The sequence below is a fragment of the Amycolatopsis sp. NPDC004772 genome, from assembly GCF_053601215.1.
Map to the genome: position 1 here is coordinate 1 of NZ_JBSGBK010000082.1, position 17,794 is coordinate 17,794.

A 17,794-nucleotide genomic window follows, 5' to 3' on the forward strand; every position below is an offset into this window, starting at 1 on the left:
GGTCTTCCTAGGGGGTGCTCCGCGCCGCCCACCTCTCGGGCCCCGCCCGGCCGCGACACCCCGCCCTTCTGTGGTGTTGGCCCGCCCCCGGGGGGGGGGGGGGGGGGGGGGGGCCCCCCCCCCCCCCCCCGCCACATTGGGGCGCTTGAGTCTTGGCCTACGCGGCGGCGAAGTAGGCGTCCAGCGCCTCTTCCCACGACCGCAGCGGCGTCAGCCCCGCCGCCTTCCAGGCAACCGGCGACAGCACCGAGTACGCGGGACGCGCCGCCGGCCGCGGGAACTCCGCCGTCGTGCACGGCTGAACCCGCGCCGGGTCCGCACCCAGGTGCGAGAACACCGCGCGCGCGAATCCGCACCAGCTCACCGAACCCGCGTTCGCGCAGTGCAGGACCCGCTGCGCCGGCCCGTCTCCCGAAGCCGCCCGTGCGGCCAGCTCGAGCAAGCCCGCCGCCAGGTCGGCCGTCCACGTGGGACCGCCCACCTGATCGTCCACAACGGACAACGTCGGCCGGGAAGACTCCAGCGCGGCCATGGTCTTCACGAAGTTCGTGCCGGACCGCCCGTAGAGCCAGCTGGTCCGCACCACCCACGAAGACGCCCCGGAGCCGAGCACCGCGTCCTCGCCCGCCGCCTTCGTGCGGCCGTACGCCGACCGCGGGCCCAGCGGGTCCGAAGGTTCGTACGGCGCCGTACCGTCGCCGGGGAAGACGTAGTCCGTCGACACGTGGATCAGCGGTACCCGGCGGGATGCGCACGCTGCCGCGAGCACGCGCGGGCCGTCCGCGTTCACCGCGAACGCCCGCTCCTCGTCCGTCTCGGCCTTGTCGACCGCCGTGTACGCCGCCGCGTTGATCACCACCGGGGACGAGCCCGCTTCCGCGGCCCGGTCGGCCAGTGCCCCGACCGCGGCCAGGACCTGGCCCGTCACCGTCACGTCCAGCTCGGCCGAACCGGGCGCCAGGACGTCCACCGAAGGGGACGCCAACGCGGCGAGATCGCGGCCGAGCTGCCCGGATCCCCCGGGCACGAGTACCGTCAGTGGCACAGAAAACCCCTACTTCTTCAGCGCGGCCCGCTCGGAGAGGGGTTCCCACCACGCGCGGTTGTCCCGGTACCAGGCCACTGTCCCGGCCAGGCCGTCCTCGAACGAGACGCGCGGAGCGTACCCCAGCTCACTCCCGATCTTCGTGATGTCCACCGAATACCGGCGGTCGTGGCCCTTGCGGTCCTCGACCGGTTCGACGCTGTCCCAGCCCGCGCCGACCGCCTCGAGCAGCTTCTCCGTCAGCGAGCGGTTCGTCAGCTCGGTGCCGCCGCCGATGTTGTAGATCTCGCCCGGGCGGCCGCCGTCGGCGACCAGCTGGATGCCGTGGCAGTGGTCGTCCACGTGCAGCCAGTCACGGACGTTGAGCCCGTCGCCGTAGAGCGGCACCTTCCGGCCGTCGAGCAGGTTCGTCACGAACAGCGGGATGACCTTCTCCGGGAACTGGTACGGACCGTAGTTGTTGGAACACCGGGTGATGCACACCGGCAGCCCGTGGGTGCGGAAGAACGACCGCGCCACCAGATCCGACGACGCCTTCGACGCCGAATACGGCGAATTCGGCTCCAGCACGTGGTCTTCGGACCACGAACCGTGCTCGATCGAGCCGTACACCTCGTCGGTGGACACGTGCACGAACTTCGAGACGCCCGCTTCCAGCGCCGCCTGCAGCAGGTTCTGCGTGCCGAGCACGTTCGTCAGCACGAAGTCGGCGGCGCCGAGGATCGAGCGGTCCACATGCGACTCCGCGGCGAAGTGCACGACCAGGTCCACGCCGGTCAACACGTCGGCCACCAGTGCCGTGTCGCAGATGTCGCCGCGGACGAACCGCAGCCGCGGGTCGGCGGCCACGGGGGCCAGGTTGGCCTCGTTGCCCGCGTAGGTGAGCTTGTCCAGCACCACCACCTCGGCGTCGCGCAACGCCGGGTAGGCGCCGGTCAGCACCTGCCGGACGTAGTGCGACCCGATGAAGCCGGCACCACCGGTGACCAGGACCCGCATCTTCCCGCCTTTCCCTCGCGCCCCGGAAGGGGCAATCCGCCCCCAGCCTACGGAGGTCCCACAACACCCTCAGTAGAGTCTCGGTGGAGACACACTGGTGTCCTGGGGGAAGTACGGGGTCACAGGGGAGGAAGCGCGTGACCGAACAGGCTGCGCCGACCATCCCGGCGCGCCGGGGGCGGACCGGCCACGGTGTCGCGGTCTTCGCCCGCCGCGGCGGCAAGGTCGTGGTGTCCCTGCTGTCCGTCGCCATCCTGGCGCTGACCTGGTACGGCTGGAACTACATCGGCGACCCGAACACCGGCCTGACGACCACGAACGTCTTCGCCGACACCGAAGCGCACGCGAAGCCGCTCGACGGCGCGGTCGACATCCTGCTGGTCGGCCAGGACAGCCGCACCGACGCGCAGGGCAACCCGCTGCCCCGCGAGGTGCTGGACATGCTGCACGCCGGCGTCTCCGACGGCGAGCTGAACACCGACACGATGATCCTCGTGCACATCCCCCAGAACGGGAAGCAGGCGATCGCGATCTCGTTCCCCCGCGACTCGTGGGTGGAGCTGACCGGCGGCTTCGGCAAGCACAAGCTCAACAGCGCGTTCGTCTACGCGTACACGGACACTTACCGGGCGTTGCAGCGCCAGGGCATGACCGACCTCAAGGAAGCCGACGCGCAGGCGAAGGTCGCAGGGCGGAAGAACCTCATCGCCACGATCGAGAAGTTCATCGGCAAGCCGGGCATGATCGACCGCTACGCCGAGGTCAACCTGGCGAGCTTCTACGAGATCACCAAGTCCATCGGCGGCGTCGAGGTCTGCCTCAAGGGTCCGGTCAAGGAAACGAAGTCCGGCGTCGACCTGCCGGGCGGGCGCCAGACGATCGAAGGCGTGCAGGCGCTCGCCTTCGTCCGCCAGCGCTACGGCCTGCCCAACTACGACCTCGACCGGATCGCGCGGCAGCAGGCGTTCCTGTCCGGGCTGGCCCGCAAGGTGATCTCGACCGACGTGCTGACCAGCCCCGGCAAGATCGCCGACCTGGTGGCGGCGGTGAAGAAGTCCGTGGTGCTGTCCCAGGGCTGGGACCTGACGGAGTTCGCCGAGCAGATGCGCGGCCTGACCGGCGGCCGGATCGAGTTCCATACCATTCCGACGCTGGGCAACGCGACCATCGGCGGCGCCGACGTGCTGCGCGTCGACCCGGCCCAGGTGGCGGCGGAGGTGACGCGGCTGACGTCGGACGGCGACACCCCGGCCACGCCGACGTCGACGCAGCTGGCCGGCGCGCAGGCCGTCACGGTCGAGCTGTTCGACGGCTCGGGTTCGCCGTCGCTGGCCGGCCAGACCCACGCCACGTTGCAGAGCAAGGGCTTCACGCTCGCCGCGGACCAGCGGCTGAGCACCCGCAACGCCACCGTCCTCCGCTACCACCCGGGCGACGACACCGCGCTGGGCCTGGTCAAGCAGGCGCTGGGCACGGCGGCGCAGGCCGAGCCGGACCGGGACGTCCCGGCCGGGCACGTGCGCGTGCTGCTGGGCAAGGACCTGCGGAACTCGGCCGCCGGAGCCGGTGGCGCGCCGACGTCGCCGGCCACGAAGCCGCCCGCGGCCCCGGCCACCCCCGCCGCGCCGCCGATCACGGCGGGCGACGTCCCCTGCGTCAACTAGACTGGGTACGCAGGGTGTTCGGGGGAGGAAAGCCGGCGTGGCAGACGACCAGGAAGAACCGGAGGCGAAAGCCCGACCGGTGACGGAGAGCGACGACTGGAAGCCGTCGCCGTTTCCGCGGCAAGCGCCTGCGCCTTCGCGGGTGCGTCGCGCAGGCCGGGTGACGCGCCGCGTGGCGGTCGGCTTGGTGTCCCTGCTCGCGCTCGGCGCCAGCGGCTACGTCTACGTCACCAAGGACCAGCTGCAGAGCACGGTCCCGACGACCGACGCGCTCACCCCGCGGGCCGGCGAGCCCGCGCCGCCGCCCGCGGACGACGGCGCCGAGGACATCCTGCTCGTCGGCAGCGACGCCCGCACGGACGCGCAGGGCAACGCGCTGCCGCCGCGGGTGCTGCGGCAGCTGCGCACCGAAGCCAACGACGGCGCGGTGAACACCGACACGATGATCCTGCTGCGGGTGCCGAAGAACGGCGGCAAGCCGTCGGCGGTCTCGATCCCGCGCGACACCTGGACGGCCATCCCGGGCCGCGGCGAAGCCAAGATCAACTCGGCGTACGGCGTGGCGAAGGCGCGCGCGGCGCAGGCGATGCGGGGGCAGGGCGAGCGCGACCAGGCGAAGATCGAACGCGACTCCGACACCGAAGGCCGCCGCGTGCTGGTGCAGGCGCTGCAGGACCTGACGCGGGTGCGGATCGACCACTACGCCGAGATCAACCTGCTGGGGTTCTACCTGATGACCGAGGCGCTCGGCGGCGTCAAGGTGTGCCTGAACCACGCGACCGAGGACAAGGACTCGGGTGCGAACTTCCGCCGCGGCGAGCAGACGGTCTCGGGCGGCGAGGCGCTGTCGTTCGTCCGGCAGCGCAAGAACCTGCCGCGCGGCGACCTGGACCGGATCGTGCGGCAGCAGGCGTTCCTGTCGTCGGCGCTGCACCAGCTGCTGTCGGCGGGCACGCTGACCAGCCCCGGCATGCTGAACGACCTGATGGACGCGGTCCACCGGTCGCTGACCCTGGATCCTGGCCTCGACCTGCTGCAGTTCGCGCAGCAGGCGAAGGGGATCGCGTCGGGTGACCTGACGTTCGCGACGATCCCGGTGGTGACGGCGAACGGCCGCAGCGCGGACGGGCAGAGCATCGTCCAGATCGACCTGAAGGCGGTCCGCGAGTTCGTGGCGGGCCTGGCGGGCCGTCCCGCCCCGGCCGCGGCGGCCCAGGTCCCGGCGGGCGGCGGTTCCGGTGGCGGCTCGGGCAGCGGCGCCGCCCCCGCCGCGGCGCCGCTGCTCGAGGCCTCCCCCGGAGTCACCTGCGTCAACTGAAGTCGGCGCGGTGCTCCTCCACCCACTGACGGAACGTCCGCGGCGCTTGGCCGGTCACCGCGCGGACCACGTCCGTCACCACCGACGGCTCCCGCACCGTCCGCTCCATCGCGCGCAGGACCTCCGGCGGCACCTCGGGCGGCCAGCCGAGCGCCGTCATCCGCTCGGCGGCCTGTTCCGGCGTCAGCTCCTCGACCCGCAGCGGCCGGCCTAGGACGTCCGCCAGCACCGCCGCCTGCTCGCGGAAGCTGATCGGCTCCGGCCCGCTCAGCTGCAGCGCCTGCCCCGCGTGCGAGCCGTCGGCGAGGATCTTGGCCGCCACTTCGCCGATGTCCCGCTCGTGGATCGCGCCGGCCCGCGAGTCCGGGTACGGCGTGCGGACGACGCCGTCCGCGATGTCCCGGCGCCAGCCCAGGGCGTTCGTCGCGAAGGAGCCCGGGTTGAGGAGTGTCTCGGCGAACGGCGCGGCGATGAGCGCCTCCTCCACCACGCGGTGCAGGCGCGCGATGCGGCTCTGCGCCGACCGCGGCTCGAGCGTCGCCCCGGAGGAGAGCAGCACGACGTGCCGCACGCCGGCCGCCTCGGCCGCCTTCACGAACCCTTCGATGCCCTGAGGTCGGACGTAGAGGAAGACCGCGGAGACGCCGTCGAGCGCGGGCTCCAGCGTCGAGGCGTCCTCCAGGTCGGCGCTCACCTTCGCGACGCCGTCCGGCACGTCGAGCTTCGCGGCGTCACGGCTCGCCGCGCGGACGTCCTGACCTGCGGCGACGAGCGCGTCGACCACCGTGCGCCCGACGTGTCCGGTGGCCCCGGTGACGAGAATCGTCATGCTGTCCCCCAGCTTCCGAGATAACTTTGCTTTCAAAGCAAATGTACTGAGGACGATCAGCCGGTGTCAACCGGCGCGGCGCGCGGTCCGCGCTTTAGCCTTGTCCCCATGAGCCTGACCGACGAGCTGCTGCGCCCGCTGCCGGCCGCCCAACCGTTGATCACCCACTACGACGACCAGCTGGGCAGCCGCGTCGAGCTGTCCGTGGCGACCACCGCGAACTGGGCGGCGAAGACGGCCAACTGGCTGACCGAGGAGTTCGACGTCGAGCCGGGCGACGCCGTGGCGGTGCAGCTCCCGGCGCACTGGCAGACCGTCGGCGTGCTGCTCGGGGCGTGGTGGTGCGGGGCCCGCGTGGTGGCCGAAGGCGCGGGTGCGCGGGTGGCGTTCGTCGGGCCGGACGACCCGGAGCCGACCGGCGCGGCGGCCACCGCCGTCGTGACGCTCGACCCGATGGGCCGCGGCCTCGCCGAGCCGCCCGGCGGCGGCGCGTTCGACTACCTGAGCGAGGCGCGGCTGGCCGGCGACCAGTACCGCCCGCTGGTCCCGATCCCCGGCGGCACGGCCGCGCTCTTCGAGTCCACTGTGGACGAGGTGCTGGCCGAAGCCAGGGCTCGCGCGGCGAAACTCGGCCTCACCGCCGGCGACCGGGTGCTGTCCACCCGGGACTGGACCGAGCCGGAGGGCATCCTCGACGGCCTGCTCGTCCCCCTGGCCGCGGGCGTCCACCTGGTCCACATCAGCAACGCGGACCCGGCGAAGCTGGCCGCCCGCCGCGAGGCGGAACGCACCACGGCGGACCTCCCCGCCTGACACAGTCCACCCCGGCCTCGTGAGTGGTAAGGCGGGTTAGAACCCGCCTTACCACTCACGACAAGCGCGGCAGACCGGGGAATCAGGCGTTCTGCAGCTCGCCCGCTTCGACGTCGCGGCGGGCGCGCTTGCGGCCCCACAGCAGGTGGTCGAGCGAGATCCGGCCGCCGTTGAAGCCGAGGGCGAGCCCGGCGAGCGCGAGCACCAGGACCAGTTCGTAGCCGCCCTGGCCGGTCAGGCCGTTGTCGATGTGCACCGAGAGCAGCGCGCCGACCGAGATCACGACGTAGCCGATGCCGACGAGCGGCAGCAGGAAGCCCACGATGAAGGCGACCGAGCCGAGGATCTCGACGGTCATTGCGAAGACCGCGGCGGCCGTCGGCAGCGGGATGCCCGACATCTCGAAGAACTTCGCCGTGCCGTCGATGCCGCTGTTCCACTTCTGGAGCCCGTGCGCGAGGAAGACGACCGCGACGCCGATCCTCCCCAGCAACAGGGCCACGTCCTTGAATCGTCCGAACATCGGTTTCAGCTCCCGGGTAGGTGAAAATTCAACTGACCCGACTCAAAGTAGGGCACCGAGCACCCGGACCCGAAGCTCCGGACGGTGATCGACAGGAAACCGACAGGCACTCCCTCAGCGCTTGTGCGCCCAGGCGGCGCCGAAGCAGTACGCGCCGAACGCGGCGAGGCCGAGCGCCACGACGGTGAGCAGAACCGGGCCGAACGGCTGGGCGGCGAGGGTCTTGAGGGCCGCGTCCAGCCCGCCGGCCTTGTTCGGGTCGGCCTGGAAACCGGCGATGGCCAGCAGGATCGCGACGACGGCCAGGACGAGCCCCTTCGCCAGGTAGCCGGTGGTGCCGACCCAGCCGATCCAGCGCTTGGTCTTGCCCGGCAGCTCGGTCGTGTTCAGGTCCTCGAGGAACTTCTTCTTCACGCCCTTGACGCCGGCGGCGATGGCGACCCCCAGCACGCACGCGGCGGCGATCACGACCAGCGCCGGCCCGGCCGGCAGCTGGAGCAGCTTGGCGGTGAACTCCTGCTGGTTCTGGTTGCTGGACCCACCGCCCCCGCTGCCGGTGGCGATGCGGATGGCGCTGATGCCCAGCGCGATCACGACGACACCGCGCGCGGCCGCGCCGATCCGCTTACGCGTCCGCTTGCCGCCGCTGACCCACTCGTACCCGGTGGCGGCCATCATGAACTGCCAGAGCCCGAACAGGATCAGGCCGACGGCGACGATCCAGAGCAGGACCTGCCCGAACGCCGTCGAGCCGATCTGTTGCAGGGCGCCCTTTTGGTCGGCCTGCTCGCTGTCGCCGAAGGCGACCTGCAGGGCGAGGTAGGCGATGACGAGGTGCACGACGCCGTAGCACGCCATGCCGGCGCGGCCGAGCAGGTGCGCGGTGTCGCTCTTCTCGCCTCGTTCGGCGGTGGCCTCTGTCCGGTTCATGCCTGCTGTAGTACCCACGCCCGACCCCGTTCCGCTCGGCCAAGCGGCCTAATCACTTGCTGTGCCTGGGACGATCCGCTCATGGACAACCCGCTGCTCGGCTACTGGTCGGAACAGGAGGTCTACCCGAACGACCCCGAGTACTCGGACCTGGGCTTCCGCCCGGACGGCTCGGGCTGGATGTACTGGGCGAGCTGGAGCACGGAGTTCCTCGTGCACCGGTTCCGCTGGCACGTCCCGGCCCCGGGCCGGCTGACCGCCCGGCTGCACCTGACCGTCGGCGGCGAATGGTCGGTGGCCGACGGGCACGTCACGCACCAGGTCGAGTACCGGGAGGAGGCCGACACGGTCGTCGAGCTCGGCTGGGCGATCGCACCGGACTCGGAGCTGACCTTGGACCGCCCGCTGGCCGACCTGTGCGGCACGCGGTTCCGGCCGGTCGCGGCGGGTGGCACCGATCCGACGGCGGTTTAGGCCGGGCGGCGCCGCACCTCGTCGAGGCCGGCCCAGCCGCCGTTGACCGCCAGCAGCGTCAGGACCTGTTCCGCCTGCTCGGCGAACCGGGCGAGGTCCTCGTGCAGCAGGGCCGCGCGTTCACCGTCGAGCTGGTCGAAGTCGTCGAACCACAGCGAAATCGCCGAGCCCGCGGTGACGGCGAGGCCCTGCGTCAGGCTCAGGAACCCGGGCGACGGCTCATCGGCGGCCGCGCGGTAGGCGGTCTCGATCTCGTCGCACGCGGCGAGCAGGTCACGCAGCTGGCGGACGGCGCCGGCCGGGGTCCCGTCCCAGGCGGCGGTCGGCCAGGCGCGATCGGACAGCTCGAGCCACAGCCGCCAGCCGGCGACCAGCTCGGCTTCGTCGTGGGGCGTCCAGGACGCCGGAACCGGCCAGTACATGCTTCGAGAGTGACACCGCCGGAGCGCAAATCCGCCCCGGCGGTGGGTTATGTCTCATGTGGCGAAACTCAGCTGATGACGGGCGGCACGAAGACACACGGCGGCGTCTTCGCGTGCGCGGGATCGAGCGCGTTCAGCACCAGCCCCTGCGCGACGGGGTCGTAGGTGATGCCGAGGTGGTCGGTGAAGTCGAGGCCGCAGACGTCCTGCAGCAGGATGTTCCGCACGTTCGGCGCGGGGGCGAGGAAAGCGCTGCGGTACGGCGTCACGACGTCGTCGTAGCGGGTCTGGATGACGGTGTACCGGATGCCGGGCACGGTTTCCCCGCCGGCGTTGAGGTCGGTGAGGAAGTCCGAGCCGACGGCCTGGTCGTTGCAGGCCTGGCAGACGGCCCCGAGCGCGGCCGGGACCCCGGGGATCATCTCGAGGGTGCTCAGCAGCCCGAAGAGATCGGTCCCGTGGTTGGACGGCGACAGCCCGACGAGCCGGCTGATCCTGTCCGCGCCCCCGAGGTACTTGATCCAGTACCGGATGTTCATCCCGCCCTGCGAGTGCCCGACGACGTCGAGCTTCGCGGCCCCGGTGGCGGCGAGGATCCGTTCCCCGAAGGCGGCAAGCGCTTTCGCGGTGTCGGCGACGGGCCCGACGGTCTGCAGGAAGGAGCCGGGGGCGCCCCCGAAGTTCCCGGCGAAGACGCAGTACCCGGCGTCGGCGAGCTTCTGCGAGAGGTTGGCCCAGTTTTCGTAGGCGTTGGCGGTGGTCCCGTTGGAGAGGAGAACGGGGTTGGGGTGCTGCGCACTGGGTTTGCAGTTCCAGTCGTTCGCCCCGGGAGGAGCGATGGTGGGCGCCCCGAGCGAGTAGACGGCGGCGGTGAGGATGGTGGGCTGCACGGGCCCGGTCGGTTCTCGTTCGGCCGCTTGACCGGTCCCGGCCCCCAGTGCGAGTGCCGCCACCGCGGCGACGACCGTCGTGAGCCACCTGCGCGTCGTTGCGCCCATCCGCTTCACCTCTCTGTGAACCGATGGTGACCCGCGTCACCGCAGGTTCAACGCGCGAGTAACTTGTTCGGACCTCCCCCTAGTGGGTCATTTTCCGTCGGTCGCGAGCGCGCCTCGGAAGTAGCCGGCGAGCTTCTCGACGGCAGGGTCGACGTACTCCTTCTTGTCGTAGAGGTCGACGTGGCTCGCGCCCTCGATCCAGTGGAGCTCCTTGGGGCCGGTGGCGCGCTGGTGGACGTCGACGGCCATCCAGGAGGTGACGGCCCGGCTGCCGACGATCTGGAGCAGCGGGCGCGGGGCGATGAGCGGAACGGCGTGGAAGGCGTCGAAGGAGGCCAGCTTGTCGACGCTCGGCCAGGCGAGGGCCTTCGCGGACCGTTCGTGCTCGCCGCGCGGGGTGCAGTAGTACTCGAAACCCTCGACACCGTGCTCACCGCCGAGCGCACCGGCCTGTTCGGCGGTCTCGGGGAACATGGTCAGGACGCCGGGGTCGTCCCCCCGCGCGGCGGCGGTGCGGGCCTGGGCGGCGAGGTCGAGCAGGCCCTGGAAGACGGCCGGATCCTGGGTGCCGTCGGCACCGAACCGGAACTGGCGGGCGACGTCGGCCCCGCTGACGGTGGCGACGGCCTTGACGCGGTGGTCACCCCTGGCAGCGGCGAGCGAGTAGCCCCCGGAGGCGCAGATGCCGAGCAGCCCGACGCGGTCGGCGTCGACCTCCGCCCGGGTGGCGAGGAAGGAGACGGCGGCCTTGAAGTCCTCCACCCGCTGGGCGGGGTCTTCGAGCCCGCGGGGCAGGCCACCGGACTCGCCCTGGTAGGCGGCGTCGAAGGCGAGGGTGACGAAGCCGCGTTCGGCCATCAGCCGCGCGTAGGTGCCGGCGGTCTGCTCCTTGACCCCGGTCCCGGGGTGCCCGACGACGAGGGCGGGCCACGGCCCGTCGGCCGGCGTGTCCGGGGTGTGGAGGTGGGCGGCGAGCGTGATGCCGGCGCTGTCGAAGGTGACGGTGGTCCTGGCCATCGGGGTGTTCTCCTCGAGACGTGGTGGTCGTTGCTCCACTACAGTCCGTCGGTTCCGCTCCGGGCGGGAGAGCGGGTTCCTGCCTGGGAAAGACCTTGCCCCCCTTCGAGCGCGGCGGCGCGGGGACACTGGAGGCATGACACCGGATTCCGGCCCCCGGGCGCTGGGCGCGTTCCTCAAGGCCCGCCGCGCCCAGCTGACCCCGCGGGACTGCGGCCTCCCGGACCGGGCGGCGGGCCGCCGGGTCACCGGCCTGCGCCGCGAAGAGGTCGCCGGGCTGGCGGCGATCAGCGTGGACTACTACACGCGCCTGGAGCAGGGCCGCGTCCGGGCCTCGGCACCGGTGCTGATCACCCTGGCGAGGGCGTTGCGCCTGGACGAAGACCAGCAGCGCTACCTGTACGAGCTGGCCGGCCGCGCCGACGCCCTCCCCCGCAGGCGCCGGCCCGCCCAGCGGGTGCGTCCGGCCATGGGCCGGCTCCTGGCCCAGCTCACCGGAACCCCGGCGCTGGTGCTCGGCCGGCGCCTGGACATCCTCGCCTGGAACCGGGCGGCCACGGCCCTCTTCACCGACTTCGCGGCGATTCCTTCGCACCAGCGCAATTACCTCCGCTTGCTGTTCACGAACCCGACGGTCCGCGAGCTCCACGAGAACTGGCAGCACGACGCCCGCGAGGCGGTGGCGGCCCTCCGCATGGAGGCGGCGGCGGACACGAGCGATCCGGAACTGTCCCGCCTGGTCGGCGACCTCTCGATCGCCGACCCCGACTTCCGCACGTGGTGGGCGGAACACCACGTCAACAACGCGAGCTACGGAACCAAGCACTACCGCCACAGCCTGGTCGGCAGCCTGACACTGGACTGCGACACCTGGGCCAGCCCGGACGGTTCGGGCCAGCGTCTGATGGTCCTGACGGCAGAACCGGGCACGCCGTCCCACGACGCGCTGTCGATCCTGACGGCGTGGGAGAGCGAACCGAACCGCACCGGGTGAGCCGGCATCAGCCCCTGAGGAGCGACGCGCCACCCTCGCGAAAACCATTGGTGACCGACTTGCTCCGCTGATGTACTGATGACCACCGTGAATCCGCCGCGTGACGGAGGTAGTGGTCGTGAGTGGCTACAACGCGCTGGCCGAGGTGTACGAGTGGCTCATCTCGGAGGCAAAGCTGGCTCCGGCCGAATTCGCTGCGTCGTTCGACGACGTCCTCGGCCTTCTGCCGCCGAACGCTCACGTCCTCGATTGTTCGTGCGGGACCGGACAGCTGGCGGTCGGCCTCGCCGGTCTCGGAATGCACGTCGTCGCAACCGACGCCAGCGAAGCGATGGTTCGTCGGACTGCGGAGTTGTCCGGCGAGTTCAATGCCTCTGTCCGGACAGTGCGGGCGGACTGGCAGGAGTTGCCCGACCATTTCGACGACGACACCTTCGACATGGTGTTCTGCGTCGGCAACTCGCTGCACCACGCCGAGGGCACCCGAGGCAGAGTGGCCGCGCTGGAGTCGATGGCACGGCTTCTGCACCGGGGCGGGCGCTTGGTGCTCACCTCCCGCACGTGGGAACTCGTGAGGGCCCGGGGTTCCCGGCTGGACATCGGTGACCGGCTCGTCCGCCGGAACGGTCGCAATGCCGTCGTGGTCTACCGCTGGGACATTGCGCCGAACTGGGAGGACGAGCACCACATCGAGATCGCGATCGCGCAAGTGGACCCGGCCGGGTCGGTTCTCGCCCGCTCGGAACTGCTGTCGAGCTGGCCCTACCGGTACGAAGACCTCGAAGCCGAGTTGCACCGGGTCGGACTCCGGACGGAACTGAGCACGTTCGACCCCGAGGCCGAGAACTACACGGTGGTGGCGAGCAAGGCCTAGCCAACGGGCCTCAATCCGTGACCGGGGCCGAGGCAGATCTTCGACACAGTGTTCGGGCGGCCTGCTGGACCACCAGGGCCACCCGAACTACCGGGCCAAGATCGATCTAGCCCTTGAGCAGGGCGCGGGCCATGACGACCTTCTGGATCTGGTTCGTACCTTCGTAAATCTGGGTGATCTTGGCGTCGCGCATCATGCGCTCCACCGGGAAGTCGCGGGTGTAGCCGGCGCCACCGAAGAGCTGGACGGCGTCCGTGGTCACCTCCATCGCGATGTCCGACGCGTACGTCTTCGCCGCGGACGCCATGAAGCCGGCGCGCTTGTCGCCGCGCTCGGAGGCCGCCGCCGAGGCGTACACCAGGTGGCGGGCCGCCTCGATCTTGGTCCCCATGTCGGCCAGCATGAACTGGACGCCCTGGAACTCCGCGATCGCCTTGCCGAACTGCTTGCGGTCCTTGACGTACGCCACCGCCGCGTCCAGGGCGCCCTGCGCGATGCCCAGCGCCTGCGCGCCGATCGTCGGACGGGTGTGGTCGAGCGTGCGCAGCGCGGTCTTCAGGCCGGTGCCGGGCTCGCCGATGATGCGGTCGGCCGGGATCGTGCAGTTCTCGAAGTAGATCTCCCGCGTCGGCGAGCCCTTGATGCCGAGCTTCTTCTCCTTCGGCCCCACCGAGAAGCCCGGGTCGTCCTTGTGCACGACGAACGACGAAATGCCGTTGGCCTTCTTCTCGGCGTCCGGGTCGGTCACGGCCATCACGGTGTACCACGACGACTCACCGGCGTTGGTGATCCAGCACTTGGTGCCGTTGAGCACCCAGTGGTCACCGTCGAGCCGGGCCCGCGCCCGCATGGAGGCGGTGTCGGAACCGGCCTCACGCTCCGACAGCGCGTACGAAGCCGACGCCTCCCCCGACGCGATCGAGGGCAGCACGAGCTTCTTCAGCTCCTCCGAAGCCGACAGGATGATCGGCTGGGTACCGAGCTTGTTGACCGCCGGGATGAGCGACGCCGAAGCGTCGACCCGCGCGACCTCTTCGATCACGATGCAGGCACCGACCGCGTCCGCACCCTGCCCGTCGTACTCCTCACCGATGTGCACGGCGTTGAAACCCGACTTGACCAGGGCGTTGTACGCCTCGATCGGGTAGCGCTCGTTCTCGTCGACCTCCGCCGCGTACGGCGCGATCTCCTTCTCGGCCAGGGCCCGGACCGCGGCCCGCAGCTCCTCGTGCTCCTCGGCAAGCTGGTACAGGCCGTCGGTCACTTCCGGTCACCTTCTCTACGACGTCGGGAGGGATCTGTCGATGTTAGCGCTCGTTCACCTACGTCGTCCTTGTGGCGTTGACCGCACCGTTCGTATGGTCGGGTGATGCCGATCACCGCGCCGACGACGCCGCCCGGTCTGCCCGCCTCCCTCGAGTACCCCGAAGTCCCCGTCGGTTCGATCCTGGCGGCGGGTGCCGCGCGCTGGGGCGACCGGACGGCCTTCGCCCATGACGGCCGCAGTCTCTCCTTCACCGAGACCCACCGGGCCGCCTGCCGGTTCGCCAACGCCCTGCGCGAACGCGGCATCGGCCGCGGCGACGTCGTGGCGCTGCACCTGCCGAACTGCCTGGCCTTCCCGGTTGCCTACTACGGCACGCTGCTGGCCGGGGCCACTTTCAGCCCGGCGAACCCGCTGCTCCCGCCGGACGACCTCGCCTTCCAGCTCGCCGACTGCGAGGCCGCCGCCGTGGTGACGTTCGGCCCGGTCGCGGGCACGCTGGCGAGCGTCGCCGACCGGATCCCGGCGCGGTTCACCGTGGTCGTCCAGCCCGGCGGCAACCTGCCCGAGGGCGCCATCGAGTTCGAGGCGTTCCACGCCGCCCAGCCGGAGACTCCCCCGGCCGTCGACCTCGACCTCGACGAGGACCTCGCCCACCTCGCCTACACGGGTGGCACCACCGGCCGGTCCAAGGGCGTGCGGCTGTCGCACCGCAACGTCGTGGTCAACACGCTCCAGCACGCCTGCTGGGGCACCGGCTCGGTCCCGGCGCTCGACGCGCACGGCGACGTCACGCTCGACCAGGTCGGCAGCGAGGACGAGTGGCCGTCGCGCCTGGGCACCGGCGTCGCGATCAACCTGACGCCGTGGTTCCACGCGATGGGCATCATCGGCGGCCTCAACGCGGCGGTGATCGCGGGCACGACGATGGTCCTGCACACACGCTTCGACCCGGCGGCGTACGTCGCCGACGCCGAACGGCTCCGCATCACCGGCATCGGCGGCGCACCGGCGCTGTTCGCGGCCCTGCTCGCGACGCCGTCGTTCCACACCGCCGACCTCTCGTCGGTCCGCTCGATCGGGTCGGGCGCGGCGCCGATGAACCACGCGATGATCAACGCCCTGCGCGAGCGGTTCCCGGGCGTGGTGGTCACCGAGGGCTACGGCCTCACCGAGGCGACGATGGGCGCGGTGATCTCGCCGACGTACCGTTCGGGCACGCGCAAGGTCGGCTCGGTCGGCGTGCCGATCTTCGACACGCAGGTCAAGATCGTCCCGCCCGAGGGCGGCGAAGACCCGCTGCCCGTCGGCGAGCGGGGCGAGGTCTGCCTGCGCGGTCCGCAGATCATGCTCGGCTACCGCAACCGCCCGGAGGAGACGGCGGCGGCCCTGGTGGACGGCTGGCTGCACACGGGCGACATCGGCATCCTCGACGACGACGGCTACCTGTCCATTGTGGACCGCAAGAAGGACATGCTGCTGTACAAGGGGTACAACGTCTTCCCCCGCGAGCTCGAGGAGCTGCTCGTCACCATGCCGGGCGTCGCGGCGGCCGCGGTGGTCGGCCGGCCGGACCCGGAGGTCGGCGAGCTGCCGGTGGCGTTCGTGGTGCCGCGCGAATCGCTGGACGCGGACGCGCTGATGGCCGCGGTCAACGAGAAGGTGCTGCCGTACAAGCGGCTCCGCGAGGTGCACGTGGTGACGCAGATCCCGGTGTCCGCGGCGGGGAAGGTGCTCAAGCGCGAGCTGAGGCAGCAGCTCGTCGGCGACCTGGACGGCTGACCGCGGCGCGGGCCGCCCGGGACGCGCATGGTCCGGCCGGCGCCGTGCACGGTCCGGCCGGGCGACGCGCCCAGGCCAACCGGCGACGCCCGGGCCGGCCGGGGACGCACCCGGGCCGGCTCGCGCTCCGGCGAGCCCGGCTAGTGGCCGGTTTTCTCGCGCAGGGCCGCGTCCTTGTCCAGCACCAGTTTCTCGAGGTCCGCCTGGAACTTCGTCATCTTCGCGCGCAGGCCTTCGTCGGAAGCCGCCAGGATGCGGACCGCCAGAAGACCGGCGTTGCGGGCGCCGCCCACCGAGACCGTGGCCACCGGGACACCCGCCGGCATCTGGACGATCGACAGCAGGGAGTCCAGGCCGTCCAGGTACTTCAGCGGGACCGGGACGCCGATCACCGGCAGCACGGTCGCCGAGGCCACCATGCCCGGCAGGTGGGCCGCGCCGCCCGCGCCCGCGATGATCACGCGCAGGCCGCGCGAAGCCGCCGACGTCGCGTAGTCCAGCATGCGCTGCGGTGTCCGGTGCGCCGAGTAGACGCCGACCTCGTACTCGACGCCGAACTCGTCCAGCGCCGCGCCCGCCGCCTCCAGCGTCGGCCAGTCCGAGTCGCTGCCCATGATCACGCCCACCTGCGGCGCCATACCGACCTCTCCCGTCAGTGGATTTCGTAGCCGTCGAGCCAGACGGCGTGGGACAGCCAGTGCGCCGACAGGAGCGCGCGGTTGCGCAGGTCTTCCATGCGCTCGCCGGTGAAGTTCACGTGCCCGAGCTTGCGGCCCGGCCGCTCCTGCTTGCCGTACAGGTGCACCCGCGCCTCCGGGTATCGCGCGAACAGGTGGTGCAGCCGCTCGTCCGGCCCCATCCCGGGCAGCTCCGGCGCACCCAGGACGTTCGCCATCACGCACGCGGGCGCGATCAGGTCCGTCCGGCCCAGCGGGTAGTCGAGCACCGCCCGCAGGTGCTGCTCGAACTGAGACGTGCGCGAGCCGTCCATGGTCCAGTGCCCGGAGTTGTGCGGGCGCATCGCCAGCTCGTTCACCAGCAGCCCGGTGTCGGTCTCGAACAGCTCGACCGCGAGCAGCCCGGTGACGTCCAGCGTCGACGCGATCCGCAGCGCCAGGTCCTGGGCCTCGTGCACCCGCGAGTCGTCGAGCCCCGGCGCCGGGGCGAGGACCTCGGTGTTGATGCCGCCGGCCTGCACCGTCTCGACCACCGGGTACGCCGCACCCTGGCCGAAGGGCGAGCGGGCGACGAGCGCGGACAGCTCCCGCCGCATCACCACCTTCGCCTCGACCAGCAGCGCGGTGCCCGCGGCCAGCAGCTCCGGCACGGTTTCGCGCGCGTGCTGCGCGGTGTCGAGCATCCAGACACCGCGGCCGTCGTACCCGCCGGTCGCCGCCTTGAGCACCACCGGCCAGCCGTGCTCGGCGCCGAACGCCACCACGTCGTCCACAGAGGACACCTCGGCGAACGCCGGGCCCGGCACGCCGAGGCCGGCCATCATCTCGCGCATCACGAGCTTGTTCTGCGCGAACCCCAGCGCGCTCGCCGCGGGCCGGATGACGTGCCCCTCCATCGCGAGCGTCAGCAGGTGCTCACCCGGCACGTGCTCGTGGTCGAAGGTGAGCACGTCGACCGACGCCGCGAACTTCCGCAGCGCGTCGAGGTCGGTGTGGTGGCCGATGGTGACGTCGCCGGCGACGAGCCCCGCGGCTTCGTTCTCCCCCGCGGCGAGCACGCGCAGGGACTGGCCGAGGGAGATCGCCGCCTGGTGGGTCATCCGGGCGAGCTGGCCGCCGCCCACCATGCCCACGACGGGCAGACCGGTGTGTTTGTCCATAGCGCCGATCA

Annotated in this window: 18 protein-coding genes; 7 read left to right on the plus strand and 11 right to left on the minus strand. The window is 71.5% G+C overall.

Annotated features, from left to right (window positions below):
• Window positions 1–157: 157 nt before the first annotated feature.
• Together rfbD and rfbB are read right to left on the minus strand one after the other, a co-directional pair.
• The gene (gene rfbD, locus ACWEF6_RS34200) at window positions 158–1,045 is read right to left on the minus strand and encodes a dTDP-4-dehydrorhamnose reductase (protein ID WP_449686712.1); all 888 of its coding nucleotides are present in this window, start codon (window positions 1,043–1,045) and stop codon (window positions 158–160) included.
• Window positions 1,046–1,054: 9 nt separating this feature from the next.
• Entirely contained in the window at window positions 1,055–2,044 is a 990-nt protein-coding gene (rfbB, locus tag ACWEF6_RS34205; RefSeq protein ID WP_449686713.1) for a dTDP-glucose 4,6-dehydratase, read from the minus strand.
• Between the two features lie 137 nt (window positions 2,045–2,181).
• On the opposite strand from rfbB, the gene ACWEF6_RS34210 reads away from it, so the two are divergent.
• On the plus strand, window positions 2,182–3,708 hold the full coding sequence (locus ACWEF6_RS34210) for an LCP family protein (protein WP_449686714.1): 1,527 nt from the start codon (window positions 2,182–2,184) through the stop codon (window positions 3,706–3,708).
• Window positions 3,709–3,745: 37 nt separating this feature from the next.
• Complete coding sequence (locus ACWEF6_RS34215) at window positions 3,746–5,026, plus strand: LCP family glycopolymer transferase (RefSeq protein ID WP_449686715.1); 1,281 nt, start codon at window positions 3,746–3,748, stop codon at window positions 5,024–5,026.
• Here ACWEF6_RS34215 and ACWEF6_RS34220 read toward each other — a convergent pair.
• Window positions 5,019–5,855, minus strand: coding sequence for an NmrA family NAD(P)-binding protein (locus ACWEF6_RS34220; protein WP_449686716.1), 837 nt, complete (start codon window positions 5,853–5,855; stop codon window positions 5,019–5,021). The two genes, ACWEF6_RS34215 and ACWEF6_RS34220, sit on opposite strands and share 8 nt — an antisense overlap.
• A gap of 108 nt (window positions 5,856–5,963) precedes the next feature.
• Between ACWEF6_RS34220 and ACWEF6_RS34225 the strand changes: the two genes are divergently transcribed.
• Window positions 5,964–6,668 carry a TIGR03089 family protein gene (locus tag ACWEF6_RS34225; RefSeq protein ID WP_449686717.1) on the plus strand — a complete coding sequence of 235 codons (705 nt, stop codon included), beginning with the start codon at window positions 5,964–5,966 and terminating at the stop codon, window positions 6,666–6,668.
• Between the two features lie 82 nt (window positions 6,669–6,750).
• Here ACWEF6_RS34225 and ACWEF6_RS34230 read toward each other — a convergent pair whose 3' ends face one another.
• On the minus strand, window positions 6,751–7,191 hold the full coding sequence (locus ACWEF6_RS34230) for a DoxX family protein (protein WP_449686718.1): 441 nt from the start codon (window positions 7,189–7,191) through the stop codon (window positions 6,751–6,753).
• Window positions 7,192–7,305: 114 nt separating this feature from the next.
• On the minus strand, window positions 7,306–8,121 hold the full coding sequence (locus tag ACWEF6_RS34235) for a DUF1206 domain-containing protein (protein WP_449686719.1): 816 nt from the start codon (window positions 8,119–8,121) through the stop codon (window positions 7,306–7,308).
• An 81-nt stretch (window positions 8,122–8,202) separates the two neighbouring features.
• On the opposite strand from ACWEF6_RS34235, the gene ACWEF6_RS34240 reads away from it, so the two are divergent.
• Entirely contained in the window at window positions 8,203–8,595 is a 393-nt protein-coding gene (locus ACWEF6_RS34240; RefSeq protein ID WP_449686720.1) for a hypothetical protein, read from the plus strand.
• Here ACWEF6_RS34240 and ACWEF6_RS34245 read toward each other — a convergent pair.
• From ACWEF6_RS34245 to ACWEF6_RS34255, 3 genes are all read right to left on the minus strand, one after another.
• A complete protein-coding gene (locus ACWEF6_RS34245; RefSeq protein ID WP_086844791.1) occupies window positions 8,592–9,017 on the minus strand; it encodes a hypothetical protein in 426 nt (141 codons plus the stop codon). The genes ACWEF6_RS34240 and ACWEF6_RS34245 overlap by 4 nt on opposite strands.
• Window positions 9,018–9,085: 68 nt before the next feature.
• Entirely contained in the window at window positions 9,086–10,015 is a 930-nt protein-coding gene (locus tag ACWEF6_RS34250) for an esterase/lipase family protein (RefSeq protein WP_449686721.1), read from the minus strand.
• Window positions 10,016–10,102: 87 nt separating this feature from the next.
• Entirely contained in the window at window positions 10,103–11,032 is a 930-nt protein-coding gene (locus ACWEF6_RS34255) for an alpha/beta hydrolase (RefSeq protein ID WP_449686722.1), read from the minus strand.
• 136 nt (window positions 11,033–11,168) lie between these two features.
• Here ACWEF6_RS34255 and ACWEF6_RS34260 point away from each other — a divergent pair, with 136 nt between their 5' ends.
• Together ACWEF6_RS34260 and ACWEF6_RS34265 are read left to right on the plus strand one after the other, a co-directional pair.
• Window positions 11,169–12,026, plus strand: a complete 858-nt coding sequence (locus tag ACWEF6_RS34260) for a helix-turn-helix domain-containing protein (RefSeq protein ID WP_449686723.1) — start codon at window positions 11,169–11,171, stop codon at window positions 12,024–12,026.
• A gap of 100 nt (window positions 12,027–12,126) precedes the next feature.
• On the plus strand, window positions 12,127–12,900 hold the full coding sequence (locus ACWEF6_RS34265; RefSeq protein WP_449686724.1) for a class I SAM-dependent methyltransferase: 774 nt from the start codon (window positions 12,127–12,129) through the stop codon (window positions 12,898–12,900).
• Window positions 12,901–13,006: 106 nt separating this feature from the next.
• On the opposite strand, the gene ACWEF6_RS34270 is transcribed toward ACWEF6_RS34265, so the two are convergent.
• Entirely contained in the window at window positions 13,007–14,164 is a 1,158-nt protein-coding gene (locus ACWEF6_RS34270; RefSeq protein WP_449686725.1) for an acyl-CoA dehydrogenase family protein, read from the minus strand.
• Window positions 14,165–14,269: 105 nt separating this feature from the next.
• Between ACWEF6_RS34270 and ACWEF6_RS34275 the strand changes: the two genes are divergently transcribed.
• Complete coding sequence (locus ACWEF6_RS34275; RefSeq protein ID WP_449686726.1) at window positions 14,270–15,946, plus strand: class I adenylate-forming enzyme family protein; 1,677 nt, start codon at window positions 14,270–14,272, stop codon at window positions 15,944–15,946.
• A gap of 140 nt (window positions 15,947–16,086) precedes the next feature.
• Here ACWEF6_RS34275 and purE read toward each other — a convergent pair whose 3' ends face one another.
• Together purE and ACWEF6_RS34285 are read right to left on the minus strand one after the other, a co-directional pair.
• Window positions 16,087–16,584: a 5-(carboxyamino)imidazole ribonucleotide mutase gene (gene purE / locus ACWEF6_RS34280; protein ID WP_449686727.1), complete on the minus strand. Its 498-nt coding sequence runs from the start codon at window positions 16,582–16,584 to the stop codon at window positions 16,087–16,089.
• A gap of 14 nt (window positions 16,585–16,598) precedes the next feature.
• Window positions 16,599–17,783 carry a 5-(carboxyamino)imidazole ribonucleotide synthase gene (locus ACWEF6_RS34285; protein WP_449686728.1) on the minus strand — a complete coding sequence of 395 codons (1,185 nt, stop codon included), beginning with the start codon at window positions 17,781–17,783 and terminating at the stop codon, window positions 16,599–16,601.
• Window positions 17,784–17,794: the final 11 nt, after the last annotated feature.